The sequence below is a fragment of the Mycobacterium sp. 1164966.3 genome (assembly GCF_001665395.1).
GTDB lineage: Bacteria > Actinomycetota > Actinomycetes > Mycobacteriales > Mycobacteriaceae > Mycobacterium.
The window spans coordinates 90,205-109,150 of record NZ_LZSG01000019.1 but is presented as its reverse complement, the minus strand read 5'-3'; the positions used below and the strand labels follow the sequence as shown (position 1 = coordinate 109,150).

At 64.8% G+C, this 18,946-nt stretch carries 17 protein-coding genes and 1 pseudogene; 4 read left to right on the top strand and 14 right to left on the bottom strand.

What is annotated here, in order from left to right; all coding sequences use genetic code 11:
- Positions 1 to 38 precede the first annotated feature (38 nt).
- The 4 genes from A9W99_RS06835 to A9W99_RS06820 all read right to left on the bottom strand — a co-directional run bounded on the left by A9W99_RS06835 (position 39) and on the right by A9W99_RS06820 (position 3,290).
- Positions 39 to 233 (bottom strand): ferredoxin, encoded by a 195-nt coding sequence (locus A9W99_RS06835; protein ID WP_067375119.1) that lies wholly within the window; start codon positions 231 to 233, stop codon positions 39 to 41.
- Positions 230 to 1,411, bottom strand: coding sequence for a cytochrome P450 (locus A9W99_RS06830; protein WP_067375117.1), 1,182 nt, complete (start codon positions 1,409 to 1,411; stop codon positions 230 to 232). The genes A9W99_RS06835 and A9W99_RS06830 overlap by 4 nt, the downstream gene beginning before the upstream one ends.
- An 81-nt stretch (positions 1,412 to 1,492) precedes the next feature.
- Complete coding sequence (locus tag A9W99_RS06825; protein ID WP_172828821.1) at positions 1,493 to 1,945, bottom strand: hypothetical protein; 453 nt, start codon at positions 1,943 to 1,945, stop codon at positions 1,493 to 1,495.
- Between the two features lie 127 nt (positions 1,946 to 2,072).
- Positions 2,073 to 3,290 (bottom strand): cytochrome P450, encoded by a 1,218-nt coding sequence (locus A9W99_RS06820; RefSeq protein WP_067375154.1) that lies wholly within the window; start codon positions 3,288 to 3,290, stop codon positions 2,073 to 2,075.
- A 153-nt stretch (positions 3,291 to 3,443) separates the two neighbouring features.
- On the opposite strand from A9W99_RS06820, the gene A9W99_RS06815 reads away from it, so the two are divergent.
- Complete coding sequence (locus A9W99_RS06815; RefSeq protein WP_067375152.1) at positions 3,444 to 6,743, top strand: LuxR family transcriptional regulator; 3,300 nt, start codon at positions 3,444 to 3,446, stop codon at positions 6,741 to 6,743.
- Here the strand turns inward: A9W99_RS06815 and A9W99_RS06810 are convergent.
- Positions 6,732 to 7,334, bottom strand: a complete 603-nt coding sequence (locus tag A9W99_RS06810; protein WP_067375113.1) for a TetR/AcrR family transcriptional regulator — start codon at positions 7,332 to 7,334, stop codon at positions 6,732 to 6,734. The two genes, A9W99_RS06815 and A9W99_RS06810, sit on opposite strands and share 12 nt — an antisense overlap.
- A 202-nt stretch (positions 7,335 to 7,536) precedes the next feature.
- On the opposite strand from A9W99_RS06810, the gene A9W99_RS06805 reads away from it, so the two are divergent.
- Both A9W99_RS06805 and A9W99_RS06800 read left to right on the top strand, forming a co-directional pair.
- A complete protein-coding gene (locus A9W99_RS06805) occupies positions 7,537 to 8,631 on the top strand; it encodes an NAD(P)-dependent oxidoreductase (protein WP_067375111.1) in 1,095 nt (364 codons plus the stop codon).
- A 10-nt stretch (positions 8,632 to 8,641) separates the two neighbouring features.
- On the top strand, positions 8,642 to 9,187 hold the full coding sequence (locus A9W99_RS06800; RefSeq protein ID WP_067375109.1) for a bifunctional 2-polyprenyl-6-hydroxyphenol methylase/3-demethylubiquinol 3-O-methyltransferase UbiG: 546 nt from the start codon (positions 8,642 to 8,644) through the stop codon (positions 9,185 to 9,187).
- Positions 9,188 to 9,190: 3 nt separating this feature from the next.
- On the opposite strand, the gene A9W99_RS06795 is transcribed toward A9W99_RS06800, so the two are convergent.
- The 3 genes and pseudogenes from A9W99_RS06795 to A9W99_RS06785 all read right to left on the bottom strand — a co-directional run bounded on the left by A9W99_RS06795 (position 9,191) and on the right by A9W99_RS06785 (position 11,059).
- The gene (locus tag A9W99_RS06795; protein ID WP_067375150.1) at positions 9,191 to 9,553 is read right to left on the bottom strand and encodes an SH3-like domain-containing protein; all 363 of its coding nucleotides are present in this window, start codon (positions 9,551 to 9,553) and stop codon (positions 9,191 to 9,193) included.
- Positions 9,553 to 10,271, bottom strand: a pseudogene (scnC, locus tag A9W99_RS06790) (thiocyanate hydrolase subunit gamma). Before scnC ends, A9W99_RS06795 begins: the two are co-directional and overlap by 1 nt.
- A complete protein-coding gene (locus tag A9W99_RS06785) occupies positions 10,247 to 11,059 on the bottom strand; it encodes an SH3-like domain-containing protein (RefSeq protein ID WP_067375106.1) in 813 nt (270 codons plus the stop codon). The pseudogene scnC and the gene A9W99_RS06785 overlap by 25 nt, the downstream one beginning before the upstream one ends.
- 237 nt (positions 11,060 to 11,296) lie before the next feature.
- On the opposite strand from A9W99_RS06785, the gene A9W99_RS06780 reads away from it, so the two are divergent.
- Positions 11,297 to 12,154 (top strand): enoyl-CoA hydratase-related protein, encoded by an 858-nt coding sequence (locus A9W99_RS06780; RefSeq protein WP_067375104.1) that lies wholly within the window; start codon positions 11,297 to 11,299, stop codon positions 12,152 to 12,154.
- 64 nt (positions 12,155 to 12,218) lie between these two features.
- On the opposite strand, the gene A9W99_RS06775 is transcribed toward A9W99_RS06780, so the two are convergent.
- The 6 genes from A9W99_RS06775 to A9W99_RS06750 are packed head-to-tail and all read right to left on the bottom strand — an operon-like array spanning position 12,219 to position 18,935.
- On the bottom strand, positions 12,219 to 13,883 hold the full coding sequence (locus A9W99_RS06775) for an FAD-binding protein (protein WP_067375101.1): 1,665 nt from the start codon (positions 13,881 to 13,883) through the stop codon (positions 12,219 to 12,221).
- On the bottom strand, positions 13,880 to 15,247 hold the full coding sequence (locus A9W99_RS06770) for a Rieske 2Fe-2S domain-containing protein (protein ID WP_067375099.1): 1,368 nt from the start codon (positions 15,245 to 15,247) through the stop codon (positions 13,880 to 13,882). The genes A9W99_RS06775 and A9W99_RS06770 overlap by 4 nt, the downstream gene beginning before the upstream one ends.
- Positions 15,248 to 15,260: 13 nt before the next feature.
- On the bottom strand, positions 15,261 to 16,796 hold the full coding sequence (locus A9W99_RS06765) for an acyl-CoA synthetase (protein ID WP_067375097.1): 1,536 nt from the start codon (positions 16,794 to 16,796) through the stop codon (positions 15,261 to 15,263).
- A 19-nt stretch (positions 16,797 to 16,815) separates the two neighbouring features.
- On the bottom strand, positions 16,816 to 17,688 hold the full coding sequence (locus A9W99_RS06760; RefSeq protein WP_067375095.1) for an enoyl-CoA hydratase-related protein: 873 nt from the start codon (positions 17,686 to 17,688) through the stop codon (positions 16,816 to 16,818).
- 19 nt (positions 17,689 to 17,707) lie between these two features.
- Positions 17,708 to 17,944, bottom strand: coding sequence for a lipoyl domain-containing protein (locus A9W99_RS06755; protein WP_067375093.1), 237 nt, complete (start codon positions 17,942 to 17,944; stop codon positions 17,708 to 17,710).
- Positions 17,937 to 18,935 (bottom strand): alpha-ketoacid dehydrogenase subunit beta, encoded by a 999-nt coding sequence (locus A9W99_RS06750; RefSeq protein ID WP_067375148.1) that lies wholly within the window; start codon positions 18,933 to 18,935, stop codon positions 17,937 to 17,939. Before A9W99_RS06750 ends, A9W99_RS06755 begins: the two co-directional genes overlap by 8 nt.
- Positions 18,936 to 18,946 lie beyond the last annotated feature (11 nt).

Genomic DNA, 18,946 nt, shown 5'->3' with positions numbered 1-18,946 from the left:
ACCGGTCTACGCCCAGTCTCCTTGTGCGACAGCGGAGCTCACGACGTGAGCGTGATCGCCTGTTCCGGGCAGTTCTGTTCGCCGATGCGAGCATGCTGCTCGGCTGCGCCGGAGACGTCTTCGACCACTACGACCGAGTGTCCGATCTCGTCGGCATCGAAGACGTCAGGCGCCAGCGTGTAGCAACGCCCATGCCCGACACAGCGGTCGGGGTCGACCGAGACGTGAGTCATCGTGCCGGTGCTCCGAATACCAGCGGCAATGCCTCCACCGATCGCAGCGCCGCGGTGTAGGTCAGCTGTGTACCGGGCTTGATCTCGTAATCCGGTATGCGCCGGTGGAATTCGCGCAAAGCCACTCGTAATTCCATGCGGGCCAGGTGGGATCCGAGGCAGCGGTGCGGACCCCCGCCAAAGGCACGGTGCCGGTTGGGGTTGCGGGTGAAGTCCACCAGCTCCGGGTCGGGGAACTCGGCTGGGTCGGTATTGGCCGCGCCGAGCAGCGGGCTGACCCGTTCGCCTTTGCTGACCGGGCACCCGCCTACCTCGACGTCCTGCATGGCGACGCGGGCCACCCCGGGCACCGGCGTCTCCCAACGCAACAACTCTTCGATCGCGTGCGGCAGGATGTCGGGCTGCTCGATGAGCTGATGGCGGTGGTCGGGGTGTCGCGCGAGATACACGAAGAAACAGTCGAGCGAGTCGGTGACCGTGTCCAGGCCGGCGATCAGAAACAGGAAGCAGATGTCGAGCAGTTCGTCGCGCGACAGTGGCCGGCCCTCGCTCTCCACATTCGCCGCGATCATGGCGGACAGCACGTCGTCGCGCGGGTTGGCGATGTGGTCGTCGATGGCGCGCTCGAAGTAGTCGTAGATCTGCTGCGCCACCGGAGCTGAGGCGTTGTGGCGGCCATCCCAGTCGGTGGCGCCCTCGGGCCGGATCACGCCATCCTTCCAGTCCAGGAACTTGTCCAGGTCGTCCAGCGGCAGACCCAGCAGCTGCAGGAACACCGTGCACGGAAGAGGAACCGCGAACTCGGCGTGAAAGTCGCACTCGCCCCGGTCGGCGAAGCCGTCGATCATCTGATTCACCAGGTCGGTGACGAGCGGTTCGCGGCGGGCCATCTCTCGCGGGGTGAACAGCGGGTCCAGGATGCGGCGGTATTTGGCGTGGTCGGGCGGGTCGACCTGCAGGGGGATCAGCGGTCGCACGTTGCCGAGATCGACGGCGTCCATGTTCGACGAGAACAGGTCGGTTCGCTTGAGCGCCATCTCGATGTCGGCAAGACGGCTGAGCACCACCGCCTGGGGCGCCCGAAATACCGGAGTCGACTCGCGCAGCGCTTTGTACATGGGTTGTGGCTCAGCGAGGCCCATGACTGCCTGGTCGACGAAACCTTCGGTGTCTGTCATGCAGCTAGCGTGACACCCGGGTCCGGCGCTGGGCAATGCCTCCGGGCGCCTTTATTTACAAAAATACATAAGTTAAGGAAGTTATCGACTCGGCCGGGGGTTTCCGGCGGGCGGCCGGTGTCGCAGCAACGACGCGGTGGAGCGGACCGCCCCCCGGACCGCGTAGCCGGCCGCCACCACACACAGCAGGATCAGCACGATGAACGTCGGCAGCCAGTTGGCGCGATCATGTTTGACGTTCCACCAGACGATGGTGAACAGCACAGCGCACAGGAAAAGCACCACGTCCCGCCAATTTCCGTGGTACGACGTGGCCGCCCTGCGCAGCGAACGCCCCCGGTCGGCGGCGTCGATCAGGTCGTCGATGCGGTCGTCGATGCTGCGCTGCAAGTTGGCCCGTCTTTCGGTGGCGTCTGGGGGCAGCCGATCAAGCAGGTCCATGTCCTGCTTGATCATTCCCCGGAAGTCGGGGCCCCTGAACTGCCCGGCCGCGAAGGCCAGCATCGCGCCACCGAAAACCGGTGCCGCACCCATCGCCGCCTGTCCGATACCGACCACGTCTGCTTCCTCCTTTGATCATCCTCAACATGCCATGGCACGAGCAGACGCAAAAGCCCCCAATTCGAGTGGAATTCGGGGGCTTTTGCGTCTGCTCGTCCTGCTAGCCGAATTCAACGGGAAGCGTTGTGGGGCCGGACAGTTCGGTCGGCAGCTTCCATGGTGCGCCGGCGCGACGGGCGTTGGGCATGCGTCGCGTGATGACGCGCAGCGCCTCGACGAGTTCGACCCTGGCCAGATGGGCGCCCAGGCAGTAGTGAGCACCGCCGCCGAGGGTCATGATGCCCGGGCCTCCGTCGCGAGTGATGTCCAGACGGTCCGGATCGTCGAACACGGCCTCGTCGCGGTTGGCGGACGCGGTATTGGCGATGACGTAGGTCCCCGCAGGGATCAGGGCATCGCCGAGCACGACGTCCCCGGTGGCGACACGCAGTGCCGTGTAGATGATCGGAGAGTGGCGGATGAGTTCTTCGACGGCTTGCGGCGCCAGCTCGGGGTGTTCGGCGAGCAATGCCCATTGGTCGGGGTGCTCGCAGAGCACTTGCACGGCGGCGGCCAATTGGTTTCGCGTGGTGTCGGTTCCGGCGTTGAGCAGAAGGGCCACGAGACTGACGAGTTCGTCGTGGGTGAGCCGGTCTCCGTTGTCCTCCGCGCGGATGAGTTCGGAGATGAGATCGTCGGACAAGGACCGTCGTCGACGCTCGATCAAGTCCTCGACGTAGGCCTCGAGTTGTTCCCAGGCGCGCAGGATCGTCGATTCCTCCTCGGCGACATGGACTCCGAACGCCTTGCTGATGTCGCCCGCCCACGTGCAGAACCGTTGCCAGTCCTCCCGCGGTGCGCCCAGTAGGGCACAGATGATGGGAACCGGGTACGGCTGGGCGATGTCGGTGACCATGTCACAGTGCCCGGCGGCGGTGTGCTGGTCAACCAGCTCGGTGATGACGTCAGTGCATGCGGTGCGCATCCGTGCGGCGGCGCGCGGGGTGAACGCCCGGGACACCAGGCGGCGCAGCCGGCGATGCTCGGCGCCGTTCAGGCTGATGAGCAGCTTGCATACCTTGTCCCAGACCGGGCCGGAAGTAATACCCTGCACCACCAAGCCCATCCCTTGCGGCATGGCGAACCGGGAATCGCGCAACACGATGCGCACCAGCTCGTAGGTGAGCACCTCGGGTCCATAGGGACCCAACGCGATCGGTGAGCGGTGGCGGGCTTGCCGGATCAGTCGATGGACCTCGTTGTGATCGCGGGACTCGTGATACGCGATGGATGGGAGTGCGAGATCGAAGACATTGGCAGTGGGGGTTTCGACGGTCATGAACTCGACTATCCGGCGATTGCGGCCGGCGATCATCGGCCAACGTGCCGATTCGCGCGACGCTCGAGAACGCTCACGTAGGCATAGCCCGCAGCAAACTATTAAGCCATTTGGCTAATGTTCTGCCGCACACGTCACCGCATGCTGGCTAGCATGAGCACAACTGAGTGGAGTGACGTCGGTGTGAATGGGCTACCAACTGGAACCGTGACGTTGCTGCTGGCCGACGTCGAGGGATCCACTCGGCTGTGGGAAACCCAGCCCGAGGTGATGGCAGCCGCGGTGGCGCGCCTGGACCAGGCACTGTGCGAGGCGGTCGCTGCCCATGACGGCGTGCGTCCGGTCGAACAGGGTGAGGGCGACAGCTTTGTGATCGCGTTCGGCCGGGCGAGCGACGCGGTGGCCTGCGCGCTGGATTTGCAGCGGGCACCGCTGGCCCCGATCCGGTTGCGCATCGGGATCCACACCGGCGACGTGCGGCTTAGGGACGAGGGCAACTATGTCGGCCCGACGATCAATCGCACGGCGCGCCTGCGTGACCTGGCCCATGGTGGCCAGACAGTCCTTTCCGGTACGACGGACGATCTAGTCGCCGAATCGTTGCCCGAAGACGCCTGGCTGACCGATCTGGGTGCTCACCCGCTGCGTGATCTGGCCCGGCCACAGCGCGTGGTGCAACTGTGCCATCCGGACTTGCGCAATGACTTTCCGCCGCTGCGCACCGCGAGCAGCGTTGCGGCACATAATCTTCCGGCTCAGCTCACCAGCTTCGTCGGGCGTGGAGCCGAAATCACTAGCGTGCGAGGCGCTTTGGCGGCCAATCGGCTGGTCACGTTGACCGGGGCCGGGGGAGTCGGCAAGACTCGACTGGCCGTGCAGGTGGCCGATGCGATGGGTGACCTGTTCAGCGACGGGGTTTGGTACGTGGACCTGGCGCCGATCACCGCCGGCGAGGTGGTGCCGGTGACTGTGGCCCGCGCATTGGGCCTGCCCGACCAACCCGGCCGTTCGACGATGGACACTTTGATTCGATTTGTTCGCGATCGCCACATGTTGATCGTGTTGGACAACTGCGAGCATCTGCTGGACGCCAGCGCCGCGTTGCTCGTCGAGCTGCTGGGCGCGGCTCCCCGCGTAACCGTGTTGGCCACCAGCCGGGAACCGGTCAACATCACCGGCGAAGTGACCTGGCAGGTGCCCTCCCTGTCGCTGGCCGACGAGGCCGTCGAGCTATTCGCCGAACGTGCGCGGCTGGCCCGGCCCGACTTCGCCGTCACTGAGGACAATTCGACCGCGGTCGCGGAGATCTGCCGCCGTTTGGACGGCATGCCATTGGCCATTGAGCTGGCGGCCGCGCGGGTGCGGGCGTTGTCGCTGACCGAGATCGTCGACAGCCTGCATGACCGTTTCCGATTGCTGACCGGGGGCTCGCGTACCGCGGTCCGTCGCCAACAGACGCTGCGTGCTTCGGTGGACTGGTCGCATGCGCTGCTGACCGAGACCGAACGCATCCTGTTCCGACGTTTATCGGTGTTCTATGGCGGATTTGATTTGACTGCAGCACAATTCGTGTGCGGCGGAGATGACATCGAACCGTATCAGGTGCTCGATCAGCTGACTCTGCTTGTCGACAAATCGCTGGTGGTCGCCGACGAGACGAGCGGTCACACGCGATATCGGCTGCTCGAGACGGTGCGGCAATACGCGCTGGAGAAACTCGGCGAGTCCGGGGAAGCCGATGCGGTGCGGTCGCGGCATTGCGATCACTACACGTCGATTGCGGCCTTACTTGATGCGCCCGCCCGCACCGACTATCAGCAACGGCTCGAGCAGGTCGAAACCGAAATGGACAACCTGCGGAATTCACTCGGCTGGGACCTGGAAAATCGCGACACAGAGCGGGCTTTGGCGCTGGCGTCGTCGTTACAGCCGGTCTGGCTGACCAGGGGCCGCATCTTGGAGGGCTTCGCCTGGTTCCGCACCATATTGGGCGACTTCGACCAGCCCGTCGAGGTCGCACCAGCGGTGTACGCGCGTGCTCTTTGCGACGCGTCCATATTGAATGCCTTTGTCGGCGATCGCATGAGCCGCGCCCAACGTGCGCTGGAGATTGCCCGCGAACTTGACGACCCGGCACTGCTTGCGCGGACATTGTCTGCCTGCGGCTTCATCGCGGGAACCCAGTATCAAGATGCGGCAGCGGCAGCGTATTACGCGGAGGCGGCCGCGTTGGCTCGGGCTACCGACGACCTATGGCGGTTGAGCCAGATCCTTGCCTGGGAAGCCAACAGCCAGTTAAGCGCTGGTGATCCATCAGCTGCGGGCAGGGCAGGTCAGGAAGGACGCGATATCGCCGACGCGATTGGAGACCGGGCGAATTCGCGCCAGTCTCGCCTGGGAATCGGGTGGGCGCTTCTCGTGCAGGGCAACTTAGCCGGAGCCATTTCCGAGTTCACTGCGTTAGTAACCGACTGCGAGGAGGCTCACGACGAGGTCTTCAAACCGATCTTCATGATGGGGTTGGGAATATCGCTTGCGCATCACGGTGAAGTGGAGGAGTCAGTCGCCGTCGCCGAAGCGGCGCTGAAATGCTCCGCCGACCTAGGGGAGTACTTCCTTGGGATGGGCTATGCGCAGTTGTCCCAAGCCTGCCTGGCCGCAGGGGATATCGATGCCGCGCACCATGCCGGCGAGGCAGCATGGCAGGGCTTGCGCACCTTCCAGCACCAACTGTCCGATGTACAGCGTGCCTTCAACTCCATCGAAGTCGCCTTGGCGCGCGGTGATCTCGCCGAGGCGCGTGAGATGGCTGACACAGCCGTCGCGGTGGCAAAGGGCTGGCATCGGGCGGCGACGCTGGCAGTTCGCGCCCGCATAGCGATTGCAGAAGGTTCGCCCGCGGACGGTGAACGTGACGCCCACGAGGCGCTGGACCTCGCAGCCGGCAAGGGGCTGTATCTTCACGTCCCGGACATTCTTGAATGCCTTGCCGGCGTGGCCGCTCGCAACGGCAACCATCCCGAGGCAACCCGGCTGTTCGGCGCGGCAGCGGGGCTTCGTGAGCGTATGGGAGTGGTGCGCTTCAAGATTCACGAAGCCGCCTACCAACTTGCAGTGACAGAGTTACGAAATGCCATGGATCCAGCGGGTTTTGACACTGCGTGGGCGGAAGGCGCGGCGCTGTCGCTCGAGGAGGCGATTGCCTATGCGCAGCGCGGCCGCGGCGAACGCAAACGGCCCGCGACTGGCTGGGAATCGCTCACACCGGCTGAACGCGATGTCGCCCGACTGACCTGTGAAGGGCTGGCCAACAAGGAGATTGCGACGCGGCTTTTCGTGTCGCCCCGCACCGTGCAAGCTCACCTATCGCACATCTACACCAAGCTCGGCATCGCTTCCCGAGTCCAGCTCGTCCGTGAAGCGGAGCACTGGCGAGCTCTGTCAGGCGACTGACGCGCCGAGAATCAGGTTGACCGCCTCGTCCAACTGCCCGGCGATCTCGTCGTAACTGACGAACCGGGCCGTCATGAGGGCGCCGGCAAACGTCATCTGCAGCGTGGACTTCACCGCACGCGACCATCCCGGGCCCAGGGCTGCGCCGATCCGCCTGGAGACCTCTTCTGCAATCTGTTCCCGCAAGGGCTTGACCGCGGGGTCGTCGGCCATCAACGCCGCACCGCACGCCGTGATCAGCTCCGGCTCGTCGGCGACCACCACCGCCATGTCCCGCATGGTGGCACTCACCCGGGTCTTCGTCGTGTCGTTCACGTCGGTGTGCATCGGAAGATCACGCAGGAAACGCAAGTAGACCGCGGCGACCAGCGCGCTCTTGGACGAAAAGTAGGTGTACGCGCTGGCCGGCGATACGCCGGCACGGGCCGCTACCGCCCGCATAGTCAGGTTGGCGTAGGAGGATTCGCGCAGCTCCTCCAGCCCGGCATCGAGAACCTTGCGGATCGTCTGCCCCGGCCGACGGTCCGACCGGCGAACTGCGCCCGAGTCACGGCTGACGGAGGCCACCGGAGGAGCGGAATCTCTAGACACCCGTCCAGTATAGAAAACGGTCGACAGCGCGGGACAAATTCATCGAGAAATGCGACTTCGCGCGTGTTTTCCAGTCTAGGAGCGACCTTTGCTGCCTGGACCACACTTGCCCGACCGCCGACAACCGGCTACCCTCGATCATTAAATCCAGACAGTTGTCCAGAAATGGCGTGTGTCGACTATTCCGTTATGGAGGACCGCAGTGACCACCGATCGTGTACTCGTCACCGGGGCATTCGGCCTCGTCGGCTCTGCGGTGGTTGCCGCGCTGGCCGGCCAGGGCCGTCGCGTGGTGGCGACCGACCTGGACATTCCCGCGAACCGCAAACGCGCACAAGCGCTCACCGCACGTCCAGGTGTCGAGGTGCGCTGGGCCGATCTGACGTCACCCACCGATGTCACGACCTTGCTGGAAGCGGTTGCGCCGTCGGCGATCATCCATTTGGCGGCCGTCATTCCGCCGTTCTGCTATGCCCGTGGCGAGCTCGCGCGGTCGGTGAACGTCGATGCCACCGCGGAGTTGGTCAAGGCCGCCTCGGCGCTGCCGTCCCCGCCGCGCTTCGTGCACGCTTCCAGCATCGCGGTGTACGGGGCGCGCAATCCCTACCGCACCGATGAGCTGTTGACGTCGTCGACACCGGTGCGACCCACCGAGCTCTACGGCGAACACAAGGCCCTGGCCGAACGCCTCGTGACAACTTCGGATTTGGAGTGGGTGATACTCCGGCTCGGCGCGGTGCTCAGCGCCGAACCGCGCTGGACGATCGACCGCGAGCTGATCTTTTTCGAAGCGGTCTTGCCGTCCGACGGGCGTATTCAGAGCGTCGACGTGCGTGATGTCGCTGCCGCGCTTTGCGCGGCGACGGTGACCGACGAGGTTCGGGAGGTCTTCCTGATCGGCGGCGATGAAACCCACCGCATCACCCAGGCCGTCATCGGCGCCGAGTCTGCGGCCGCGATGGGGCTGGCGGGCGGCTTGCCGCCGGGACGGCCCGGCGATCCCGACGACGACCGTTCCTGGTATGCCACCGATTGGATGGACACCGAACGTTCGCAGAATGTTCTTGCTTTCCAGCATCATTCGCTTCCCGGCATGAACGCCGAGTTGCGGGCGAAGGTCGGCTGGCGACGGGTGGTACTGCGCCTGCTGGCGCCCGCACTGCGCTGGTATCTGAGACGGCACTCGCCATATCGCGGGATGCCCGACGGCTACGCGGACCCGATGCGGGTGCTGAGCCAACGATGGGGCGACCCGCGTCCATCGCAGGACTCCGGCGAACGGGTCCTGCAGCCTTAGGCTGAGGCGTGTGACCGACGAGGACCGCCGCCGCTGGGACGAGAAGCACGCGAGCCGCGGACCGGCACCCGTGGATGCGGTTGGTCCGCCGGCCGTCTTCGCCGCCTATGCCGATATGTTCCCGACGTCCGGCCAGGGTCTCGACATCGCCTGCGGTCAGGGACTCGGCTCGGTCTGGCTGGCGCGCCGCGGACTGACGATGTTGGGGGTGGACATCTCCGCGGTGGCCGTTGACCAGGCGCGAGATCTGGCCCGGCGCACCGGGGTTGGCGATCGCTGCCGCTTCGAGACATGGGACCTCGACGACGGCCTGCCGGATGGTCCGCAAGTCGACGTCGTCTTCTGCCACAAGTTTCGGGACCGCCACCTCGAGCGGGCCATCATCGAACGCCTGGCTGCGGGCGGGCTGCTGGCAATCGTGGTGCTCAGTGAAATTGGCTCTGCCCCAGGTCCGTTCCGGGCGGAACCCGGCGAGCTTTCCACCGCTTTCGCCGAGCTCGTCCCGGTCGTGTCCGGTGAGAGCGACGGTTATGCGTGGCTGCTGGCCCGATCCTGACGCTCAGGATTCCAGCCTCGCCCGCACTGCTGCCATACGCTCCTCGAGCTCGGCCTCGTCGATAATGCCGCGCGCCACCAACGAGTGCGCCAGCGCGACCAGCCGATTCTCGGGATAGGGCAGCGTGGAATAGACGGTTGCCGAGAGCGCGTCCTCTTCGTCACGGCGCTCTACAAAGTTGAGCACCTCTGAGCCACAGGCGCTTTGGTCGAGCGCGTCGCAGATACCGTCGAGACTGGTCTTCCATGGCGGTACGGGGTTGTCGACGCCGTACTTTGCTGCCATCCGGCGCCAGACCTGGTTGCGTTCAATGATTTTCGCCAGCGACGTGGGTGCGGTGCCGTTGACCGAACGAGTATTCGCCATCACTGTTCCACCGGATGGATGGCCGGCCGGGTCTCGGTGATCACTTTCGTGGTCACGCCGACCTTCGGCAGTGCGACGCCGATCAGGCAATCACGAGTGATGATCTGCACCAGCTGGTCCTCGGACCAGCCGTCGGTGCCGGCCGGGCGTATGGGCATCACCATGAACCGGTGCTTCTGATTGGAGTCCTCCACCCGGATCTCGACCTCTTCGGGCAAGTACAGCCCGAACTCCGCGAGCACCTGGCGTGGCCAGCGCACGATACGGCGCCGGAAGTTCGGTGTCCGGTACCACTCAGGCGAATTGCCCAGTATCGGCCGCGGGTAGCAGGAACACAAGGTGCACACGATGACATGGTGCAGCGTGGGCGTGTCTTCGAGGACACGAAAGGCCGTGAAGTCGCTGGGAGTCCCAAACCCCGTGGGCTGCAGCCAGTCCACGCCGACTTCGTTGCTTGCGGCGAGCGCATCGGTGAGGGCGAGCTGCTTGTACTCCGGATCGAGCCAGGCCCGGGCCACCATGCGGGCGGCGGGCGTCGGGCCGATCTGTTCGGCGAATTCGGTGAAGCGCCGATGATCCTCCGCGGTGAATATGCCCTTCTCGATGCACAGTTCGCGCAGGGCGATCTCGAGGACTTCGAATCGGTTGTCTCGTCGACCATCGGTGCAGCGGTTCGATCGTGATCGTGATCGGTCATGCTGAGGCCCTTTCCAGCCATCGCTCCGGGATCTCGGTCTGCAACGTGTCGTTGCCAGGTCCGGTGTAGCCATCCCACAGCTCGGAGAGGTTGAAGCGAACAATGTAAAACCACTCCGGCTTCATGTCCGGGCTGTCCCACGTCTCGTCCTCAGCTGCCGGGCTTTCGTAGGAGACGACAGCGATTTCGCCTCTGGCACCACGCAAGTACTCCTGAGTGCGGGTATACAGCAAGACCGGAAGGTCCCTTACCACGACGTGGTCGCCGACGCGAAACTTCGGGTCGCCGGCCTGTCCGGCGAACACTTGGGGGTCGCCCTTGCCGACCGCGTGCATGTGGTGACTATTGCGTTCGACACTCGACGGGTCACCTTCGAACTTCGGCTTGGCCGCCAATGACTTTCCCTGCAGGCCTTCCGGGTACCGCGCCTTGACCTCGGCCATGCGTTCGGCCAACTCGCTCAGACCGATGTGATGCTTCTCGACCAGAATGCGGGCGACGGCCAGCAGCCATCGCCCGTAGTAGGGCAGTCCCAGGTAGATGGTGCGGCCGAGGTCGACGTTGCCCATCCGGCGTCGTTCCTCCGACAACCAGATCCCGCGCCAGCCGAGAACCTCGCACAAAACGTAGGTGTTCTCTTCCCACTTCTCGTACTGCTTGTTCTCGAATCTGAGGGGAACATCCGGCTCACCGCCGACGTCATGCGGCGTCTTGAGGTAGGCGGCAATGCGCTCGTGGTCCAGAAGATCGGGGGTGGGAGCATCAGGAAGCTCCGGATAGGACGACTTCAGCCGGGCCACCAATTCCAGCTGTGCTGCCCGGCATGCCGAGCCCCATTCGTCGGAAACTGTTTCAGTGCCTCCAAGTCAGCTCACCGCAAGCGTGGACATCGCGCAACCACCCGGCGTTGCGAATATCCTGCGAACTTCTGCGGTGGCGACGCGGTCGGCCGTCCGCGTCGACAAGATCGACGGCGGCTCAAGCGGAATCACACGAAACTCTCGAGTCGTTCGATGGCACCGTTATATCCGGTAATGTCACCCGGCATGGAGCGGCGTGTGCTCGAAGCGGTCATCTATGAGCGCGAACCGCCGATTGCGCGGATCATCCTGAACCGAGTCGACAAGGCGAACACCAAGGATGCGGTCCTGGTCACCGAAGTCGACGATTGCCTACACGAGGCCGACCGCGACAAGGAGATCAAAGTCGTTATCCTCAAGGCCAACGGCAAGGGCTTCTGCGGCGGGCACGTGGCGCGTTGGAGCCCCGACGAAAACCCCTACCCAGACTTCGGAAACACCTTCGAGGACCTGTACAAGGGCACCGCAGATTTGTTTCTCTGGCCGACGCTGTACCTGTGGGAGTTTCCCAAGCCGACGATCTCGCAGATCCACGGCTACTGCATGGGTGGCGGAATCTACCTCGGTCTGCTGACCGACTTCTGTGTGGCGTCCGATGACGCGTACTTCCAGATGCCGCTTGCCCAAAGCCTCGGAGAACCCGGCGGGCACACCATGATCGAGCCGTGGCTGCTGATGAACTGGCACCGCACCATGGACTGGCTGTTGCTCGCCCCGACGCTCTCGGCCCAGGAAGCCCTCGAGTGGGGTCTGCTCAACAGGGTGGTGCCGCGCGACGAACTCGAGAATGTCGTCGAGGAGATGGCCCGCAAAATTGCGCAGATCCCGCTGACGACGCTGATGGCGGTGAAGAACAACGTCAAGCGCGCGTGGGAGTTGATGGGCATGCGGGTGCACCTGCAGGTCAGCCACATCTTGACCAACATGGTCGGTGCGGCGTCCGACGTTCAGGCGCGGCGGGCCGAGCTCATGCAGTCCGGGATGAAACCGCGCGAGTTTATCGAGGGCGAGCTGGGGGCACCTCCCGCTTGCGGGGGAACGTAAAATCCCCCACAACCCCGGCGTGTCGCGGGATTTTGCGTCTGCTCGCGCCACCTGCTCGCGCAAGCTAACCGGCGGCGTGGCTGGCGGCGACGTAGCCGAACACCATGGTGTTCGCGATGCTACCGCCCGCTCCGAGATAGTTGCGGCCCATAACCGTAGCGGTGATGTTGCCCGTCGCGTATAACCCCTCAATCACGCGTTCGTCTTGGTCGAGGACCTGCGCGTGCTCGTTGGTGAGTACCCCGCCGCAGGTACCGACGTCGGCCGGGAACACCCGGGCGGCGTAGAACGGCGCACGGTCGAGCGGCCCAAGTGCGGCGTTAGGTTTGTAACCGGGATCGCCGAGACATACGTTGTACGCCGACTGACCGCGCCCGAAGTCCGGGTCTAGCCCCTTGGCCGCGAACTCATTGAAGCGCACGACCGTCTGCTCCAATGCTTCTGCGGGGACATCTATCTGGCGTGCGAGGTCAGCAAGGGTGTCACCGCGCAGGACGGCTCCCGACTCGATCACCTCTTCCGGCAGCCGGCGCGTCTGCAGCGGATTCGCAGATGAGACGTACCGTCGTACATAACCTTCATCGAAGATCTGCCAGCACGGCACGGCGTTGTTGGCGTACATTGCCTTGCCGACTTCGACATAGGAGTTCGACTCATTGCAGAAGCGCCTGCCGGTGCGGTCGACGTAGATGGCCCCGGGCCGCTGCCGCGCTTGGCCGATTGCGCGGGCGCGGGGGTCAGCGACGAAAACTGATGGCAGCCACCAGGCTTCATCGAGCAAGTCGGTCTTCGCGCCCAGCTGCATCGCCGTCTGTAGCACTTCGCCGGTGTCGCCCGTATTCGAGAGAGACCACTTTGCCTCGTTCGGCTGATCGCCGCTGAAGCGGCGGCGCATTTCCGCGTTGCGACTGAACCCACCCGCGGCGAGCAGCACACCTTTGCGCGCTTCCACATTCAGTGACGAGCCGCCGCGAGTGACGCGGGCGCCGACGACCCGACCTTGCTCGACGATCAGGTCGTCCATCGCAGTGTTGGTCCACACTGGCGGATCACCCGCGCTGAGGTCGATCAGCACCTTGAGCATCTGACCGATGATTGACGCGCCGTTGGTCAGCATCCTGCGGCGCCGCAGCCGGGCGGACCAGGTGCGAGTAAACACCCTCAGCGCTACGGCGAACGCGCGTGGCGAGCGGTTGAAGTACTGCACCGACCGCAGCTCGTTGGTCATCACCACGAATCCGCGATTCCAGTTCTTGTCCATAGTCTGGAGCCTGTCGCCCCAGCTCCCCAATGCCGACGCATCGTAAGGTATGCCCTCGACCGAACGTCCGGCTGCGTTGCCGCCCTTGTGGTTCGGATAGTAGTCGCAGTAGCCGGGGCATCGAACAAGGCGAACACCCTTTTGCAGGAGCAACTCGATCATCTGGTAGCCGGCGGTCAGAAACATCTCGCGGCGAGCGACCGACGACGCCTGACCGATGTCGCCGACAACGTCGTCGAAGTACGCCATACCGTCTTGATGCGAATCGGGTATTCCCTCGGCAACCATCAAGGGGTTGTTCGGCAACCACACCATGCCGCCCGACATCCCCGTCGCCCCGCCGATGAGTTCCAGCTTCTCGATCACCAGCGGCTCGATCCCGGAGTCGAGCGCCACGAGTGCCGCCACCATCCCGCCCCCGCCGCTGCCCGCGATCAGGAGGTCGACGGAGTGATCCCAGTTGGTCATCGTGCCTCCGAAGCGACGGGAGCGCTGAATCCCAGGTCCGCCACCGGCACATCGATGGTGGTGTTGGTCTTCTGGATTGCGGGTACCAACGCGTCGTAGGGCAGGCCGGCGAGGAAGCCGTCGACGACGCGTTCGAAGTTCGAGATCAGTCCCTCGATCTGGTTGGACAGCCGCATGTACTCAAATCCTTTGGAGTGCAGACCTTTTTGCTGTCGGGGTAGGTTGGAGAAGTCCTGGGCGGGGATCGGTGGCCAGCGCGGGTCATCTGGCGGCATGGGTTCTGGTGGTGTGGGCTTCCCAGCCGAAACGTCGGAGGGCAGCCGGGTGAGGGACCAGATCTCGAACAGCGTCTCCTCGGGCCCCAGCGGCCGTATCCGGTACGACGAGGCGCTGCTGTAGGTGGGCAGGATGAAGTGATGCGGGAAGCAGAACCCGATCGCGTCGGTGATCCCGCGTCGAACCAGGTCGTTGAGATCGGGCATGGTGCTGCCCCGGGCCCGGTGCCAGCTGACGACGGCATCGTTGAGGGCGCTGCGCCAGGCGCCCAGCGCTTCGGCCGGATCCGCTGGCAGGTCAATGTTCTGCAGGCCCTCGGCGATTCGCACGTCGTTCTGGTGGGTCATCCCGGCCATGCCGTCGCCGAGGGTGCGCATGAAATACAGGCTGCTCTGGACAACGGGGTGCACCGCGGCAGACGGCCCGCCCGTCTGAGCGGACGGGAGCAGCTGGGGATGCGTCTGGGGCACGTGGTAGCCCTCCATGAACGCCGCCGTCGCCAGCTTCCAGTTCACCGGGAGGCGGCACGACTGCCACCACTCGACCCGCAACGATTCCACCTGCCACGCGTCATAGATCGACGCGAACGGCTCCTGGCATTCGCGCAGTGCGGGCGCGTGGTCGTCGAAGTTGATCCACGCGCATCCACCCCACAGCTCGCACCGCACCGAGACCAGCTGAAGATCGTCGGGGCACAGGTTCTCCTCGGCGAACACGTCGGGGCGCGCGACGAAAGTGTTGCGTCCGTCGACACCCCAACACCACCCGTGAAAAGGACAGACGAACGTGCGCCGAGATCCATTGCCTTCCACCAGCTTTACCCCGCGATGGCGGCAGGCGTTGTGATAGGCGCGAACGGTTCCGGCGTCGACGCGGACCACGATGATCGAGTCGTCCAGGATCTCGTACTCCACGAAGTCGCCGGGCTTGGGGATCTCTTCCAGCCGGCACGCCATCTGCCACACGCGCGGCCAGAACATCTCGTTTTCCAGCGCGTAGAACTCCGGGTCGTAGTAGCGCTGCTTGGGGATACGATCGGGCGTCTGCACGGCCCATGGCACCGGAAGCGGCGCCCAGTTCACATCCATGGCTTTCCCTCGTTCATAAGATTCGTGACGCCCGCCCTTCCCAGTAACGTTCACGCATACGCCTCTTGTAAAGCTTTCCGTTGGGGTCGCGGGGCAGCTCCGGGTCGAATTCGATTGTGCGCGGGCACTTGTACCCGGCGAGGTGCTTTCGGCAGTACGCGATGAGCTCGGCCTCCAGGTCGGGCCCGGCAAGGGTCCCGTCGACCGGCTGCACGACGGCCTTGACCTCCTCGCCGAACTCGTCGTTCGGGACGCCGAAGACCGCTGCGTCGACGAGTTTCGGGTGGATGATCAGAAGGTTTTCCGCCTCCTGAGGATAGATGTTCACCCCACCGGAGACGATCATGAACGTCGAGCGATCGGTGAGGTAGAGGTATCCGTCCTCGTCGACGAAACCCATGTCTCCCAGTGTCCGCCAACCTCGCTCGTTGTACACCGACGCGGTCTTGGCGGGATCCTTGAAGTACTCGAAACTCGGGCCGCCCTCGAAATACAGCTCGCCGGACTGACCGACGGGGAGTTCCTGCCCGTCGTCGCCGACGACGTGCACCGGAGACATCGGTATGCCCACCGAACCCGGATGCGCCAGCCATTCATCGGGACCGATGGTGGTGCCGGCGAATCCCTCTGTGCCACCGTAGTATTCGTGAATGATCGGCCCGAACCACTCCATCATCCGCCGTTTGACATCCACCGGGCAGGGCGCGGCGGCGTGGATCACGCACCGCAAGCTCGAAACGTCATAGCTTTGCCGGACAGCTTTGGGCAGCTTGAGCATCCGCACGAACATCGTCGGCACGAACTGGGCGTGCGTGACGCGGTGGGTTTCGATCAGCCGCAGCACGCTCTCGGCGTCGAATTTTTGCATGATGATCGACGCGGCGCCGACGCGGTTGACCGCCATGGTGTAGTTCACCCCGGCGGCGTGGTACAGCGGCGCGGGGGAGAGGTACACGCTCGACGGGCTCATCCCGTACTTGTGGGTCAGCGCCATCTCGAGCACGGCCTGCGCCCAGGAGCCGTTCCCGTCGGTCGGCAGCGGCCGTCGCACGGCCTTGGGCCGTCCGGTGGTGCCCGACGAATAGAGCATCTCCGAGCCGTCCGACAGCGGCGGCGCATCCCCCGCCGTGGCCAGCGCGTCCTCATAGCGTCGCCAGCCCGGCAATTCGGGGCCGACGACCAGATGGACCTTGACGCCGGTGTTGACGCTGCGGATGTGCGCCGCGAACTCTCCCATCGACCCGTCGACCAGCACCGCCCGCGCGTCGGAGTCGTCGATGACGTAGGCGACCTCCTCGGGTGTGAAGTGGGTGTTGACGGCGGTGTAGTAAAGCCCGGAAAGCTGGCAGCCCCAGGTGATTTCGAGGAACTCCGCCCGGTTCGGCAAGACCAGCGCCACCCCGTCGCCGCGGCGTAGTCCCGCGTCGTGCAACACCGCGGCGACGCGGCGGCTGCGGGCGTACAGTTCGCCGTACGAGGTCGTCGCACCGTCGGCGACGACGATGGCCGGCCGCTGCCCGGCGCTGCTCGCGTGCTCGGCGATGTCCACCTGCTGAACCCCGAAAAACTCAGGTAGTCGCCGCGCCGTCGGCCGATGCGGCAGCGGCCGCTTGGCGGCGCGCTTGTTCGGACGGCAGCACCTTGTCCTTGAACACGGTCTGGATCAGCTCCTGCACGTCCTTGCTGATCGAGGCGAGCGCGACCAGGTCGTTGGAGCTTTGCCAGTGCACCCGCATGCCCATCAGCTCCCAGGCCCGCTTGAGGTTGGCCTTGGTCGCGAGCAGCGTCGTCATCGGGGCCTGCGCGATGTGGCGGGCGATGGCATCGACCCGCGAGTCCAGCTCGTCGCGCGGGACGACCTCGTTGACCAGACCGATCTCCAGCGCCCGCTTGGCGTCGATGACCTCGGCGAGGTAGAGGTAATAGGCCGCGCGCCGCCAGTTCATGAAAACCCATGGCTCGATGGAACATTCGCCCGACGGCATGCCGAAGCCCTGCAGCGGCGGGTAGGAGAAGTAGGCGTCCTCGGAGGCGATGACGATGTCAGTGGTGAGCCCGTAGTGGGTGCCACCGCCGACGCAGTAGCCGTGCACCTGCGCGATGGTCGGCTTGGAGAACTCCCAGAGGTTCAGGATGGGCTTGACGAACAGGTCGGTCTGTGGTTTCCACGGCGAGCCCATGACTTTCGCACCTTCGACGAAGGACGGGTAGTCGACCGCGTTGTTGCCGATCGCGTGTCCCGAGCAGAAGCCCTTGCCGTTGGCCTTCACGATCAGCACCTTGATGTCATAATCGCGGTCCGCATCCAGCAGTGCGGCGTCGACTTCTTCGGCCAGCTTCTGGTCCTGGGCATTGGCCTTCTCCGGCCAGTTGAGGGTGACCTTTGCGATCGGACCTTCCTTCTGGTAGATGATTCTCTCCCGGGTCTCATTGAGATCCATTGCTCGCCTGATCCTTTCGTTAGGAACTGATGACGCCGATCTGGGCGCCGATGTCGTAGGTGCTTCCGATCTGACCGGTCCATTGCACCGTGCCGGAGGCGCCCGCTTCGATTTCCTGCTCCACTTTCTCGGTGGCGATCACGTAGATGGGAGTGCCCGCTTCGACATGTTCGCCGGCCTCGACGAGAAGGTCGGTGAGCTCGGCTTCCGAGACTGCCACCGACACCCGGGGGATGCGAATGATGAAGTCAGCCATGGGCTCCCGCCCTCTGCAGCGTGCGCTGCGCGGCCGCCACGATCCGTGCCGGCGAGGGGTATACCTGGGCCTCCAGCGCCGCCGCCGCAGGGTTGGGAACGAAACGGGCGCCGACGCGTTCGACGGGCGCGGCCAACTCGCCGAACAGTTCGGACTGCAGGATGGCCGCGATTTCGGCTCCCGGGCCGCCGAATTGGACCGCGTCGTGCACGATCACGACTCGGCGGGTGCGACGAGCGGATTCGACGACCGTCTCCACGTCCAGGGGTACCAGGGTGCGCAGGTCGACGACCTCGACGCTCACGCCCTGCTCCTGCAGGGTGGCCGCGGCGGCCAGCGCGTCGTGCACGCTGCGCCCGTAGCTGATGACGGTCAGATCGGTACCCGCTCGCTTGATGTCGGCCTGACCCAACGGGATTGCGAATCCCGGGTCGGCCGGCACCGGCCCCTTCTTGCCCTGCAACCGGATCGTCTCGACGAACAGGCACGGGTCCTCGTCGAAGATCGCGGAGGTCAGTAGGCCTTTGCCGTCACGCGGAGTGGACGGCACGATCACCTTCATCCCCGGAACGTGCATGAACCACGCCTCCAGGCTTTGCGAATGGGTCGCACCGGTGGCCAGGCCGGCATACACCTGGGTGCGGACGGTGATCGGCGCAGTGGTGCGCCCGCCGGTCATGAACCGCAGTTTGGCGGCATTGTTGATCAGCTGATCGGCGGCGATGCCGATGAAATCCATGATCATGATCTCGGCCACCGGCAGCATCCCGTCGATGGCGGCACCGATTGCCGCACCGACGATCGCGGCCTCCGAGATGGGCGTGTCCAGGACCCGGTCGTGACCGTACTTGGTGGACAGCCCCGCCGTCGGGCCGGACGCTCCCGGGTCGGCGATGTCCTCGCCGAGCAGAAACACTCGGTCGTCGGCCTGCAATGCCTGATCCAGCGCCAGGTTCAGCGCCTCGCGCATGGTCATCTCTTTTTCGTCCACTCCCTCTTTCT

What these genes read in the sequence shown, in the direction of transcription:
- A9W99_RS06835 (WP_067375119.1), bottom strand. Translation starts at nt 233, where the DNA reads ATGACTCACGTCTCGGTCGACCCCGACCGCTGTGTCGGGCATGGGCGT.
- A9W99_RS06830 (WP_067375117.1), bottom strand. Translation starts at nt 1,411, where the DNA reads ATGACAGACACCGAAGGTTTCGTCGACCAGGCAGTCATGGGCCTCGCT.
- A9W99_RS06825 (WP_172828821.1), bottom strand. Translation starts at nt 1,945, where the DNA reads ATGGGTGCGGCACCGGTTTTCGGTGGCGCGATGCTGGCCTTCGCGGCC.
- A9W99_RS06820 (WP_067375154.1), bottom strand. Translation starts at nt 3,290, where the DNA reads ATGACCGTCGAAACCCCCACTGCCAATGTCTTCGATCTCGCACTCCCA.
- A9W99_RS06815 (WP_067375152.1), top strand. Translation starts at nt 3,444, where the DNA reads ATGAGCACAACTGAGTGGAGTGACGTCGGTGTGAATGGGCTACCAACT.
- A9W99_RS06795 (WP_067375150.1), bottom strand. Translation starts at nt 9,553, where the DNA reads ATGGCGAATACTCGTTCGGTCAACGGCACCGCACCCACGTCGCTGGCG.
- A9W99_RS06780 (WP_067375104.1), top strand. Translation starts at nt 11,297, where the DNA reads ATGGAGCGGCGTGTGCTCGAAGCGGTCATCTATGAGCGCGAACCGCCG.
- A9W99_RS06775 (WP_067375101.1), bottom strand. Translation starts at nt 13,883, where the DNA reads ATGACCAACTGGGATCACTCCGTCGACCTCCTGATCGCGGGCAGCGGC.
- A9W99_RS06770 (WP_067375099.1), bottom strand. Translation starts at nt 15,247, where the DNA reads ATGGATGTGAACTGGGCGCCGCTTCCGGTGCCATGGGCCGTGCAGACG.
- A9W99_RS06760 (WP_067375095.1), bottom strand. Translation starts at nt 17,688, where the DNA reads ATGGATCTCAATGAGACCCGGGAGAGAATCATCTACCAGAAGGAAGGT.
- A9W99_RS06755 (WP_067375093.1), bottom strand. Translation starts at nt 17,944, where the DNA reads ATGGCTGACTTCATCATTCGCATCCCCCGGGTGTCGGTGGCAGTCTCG.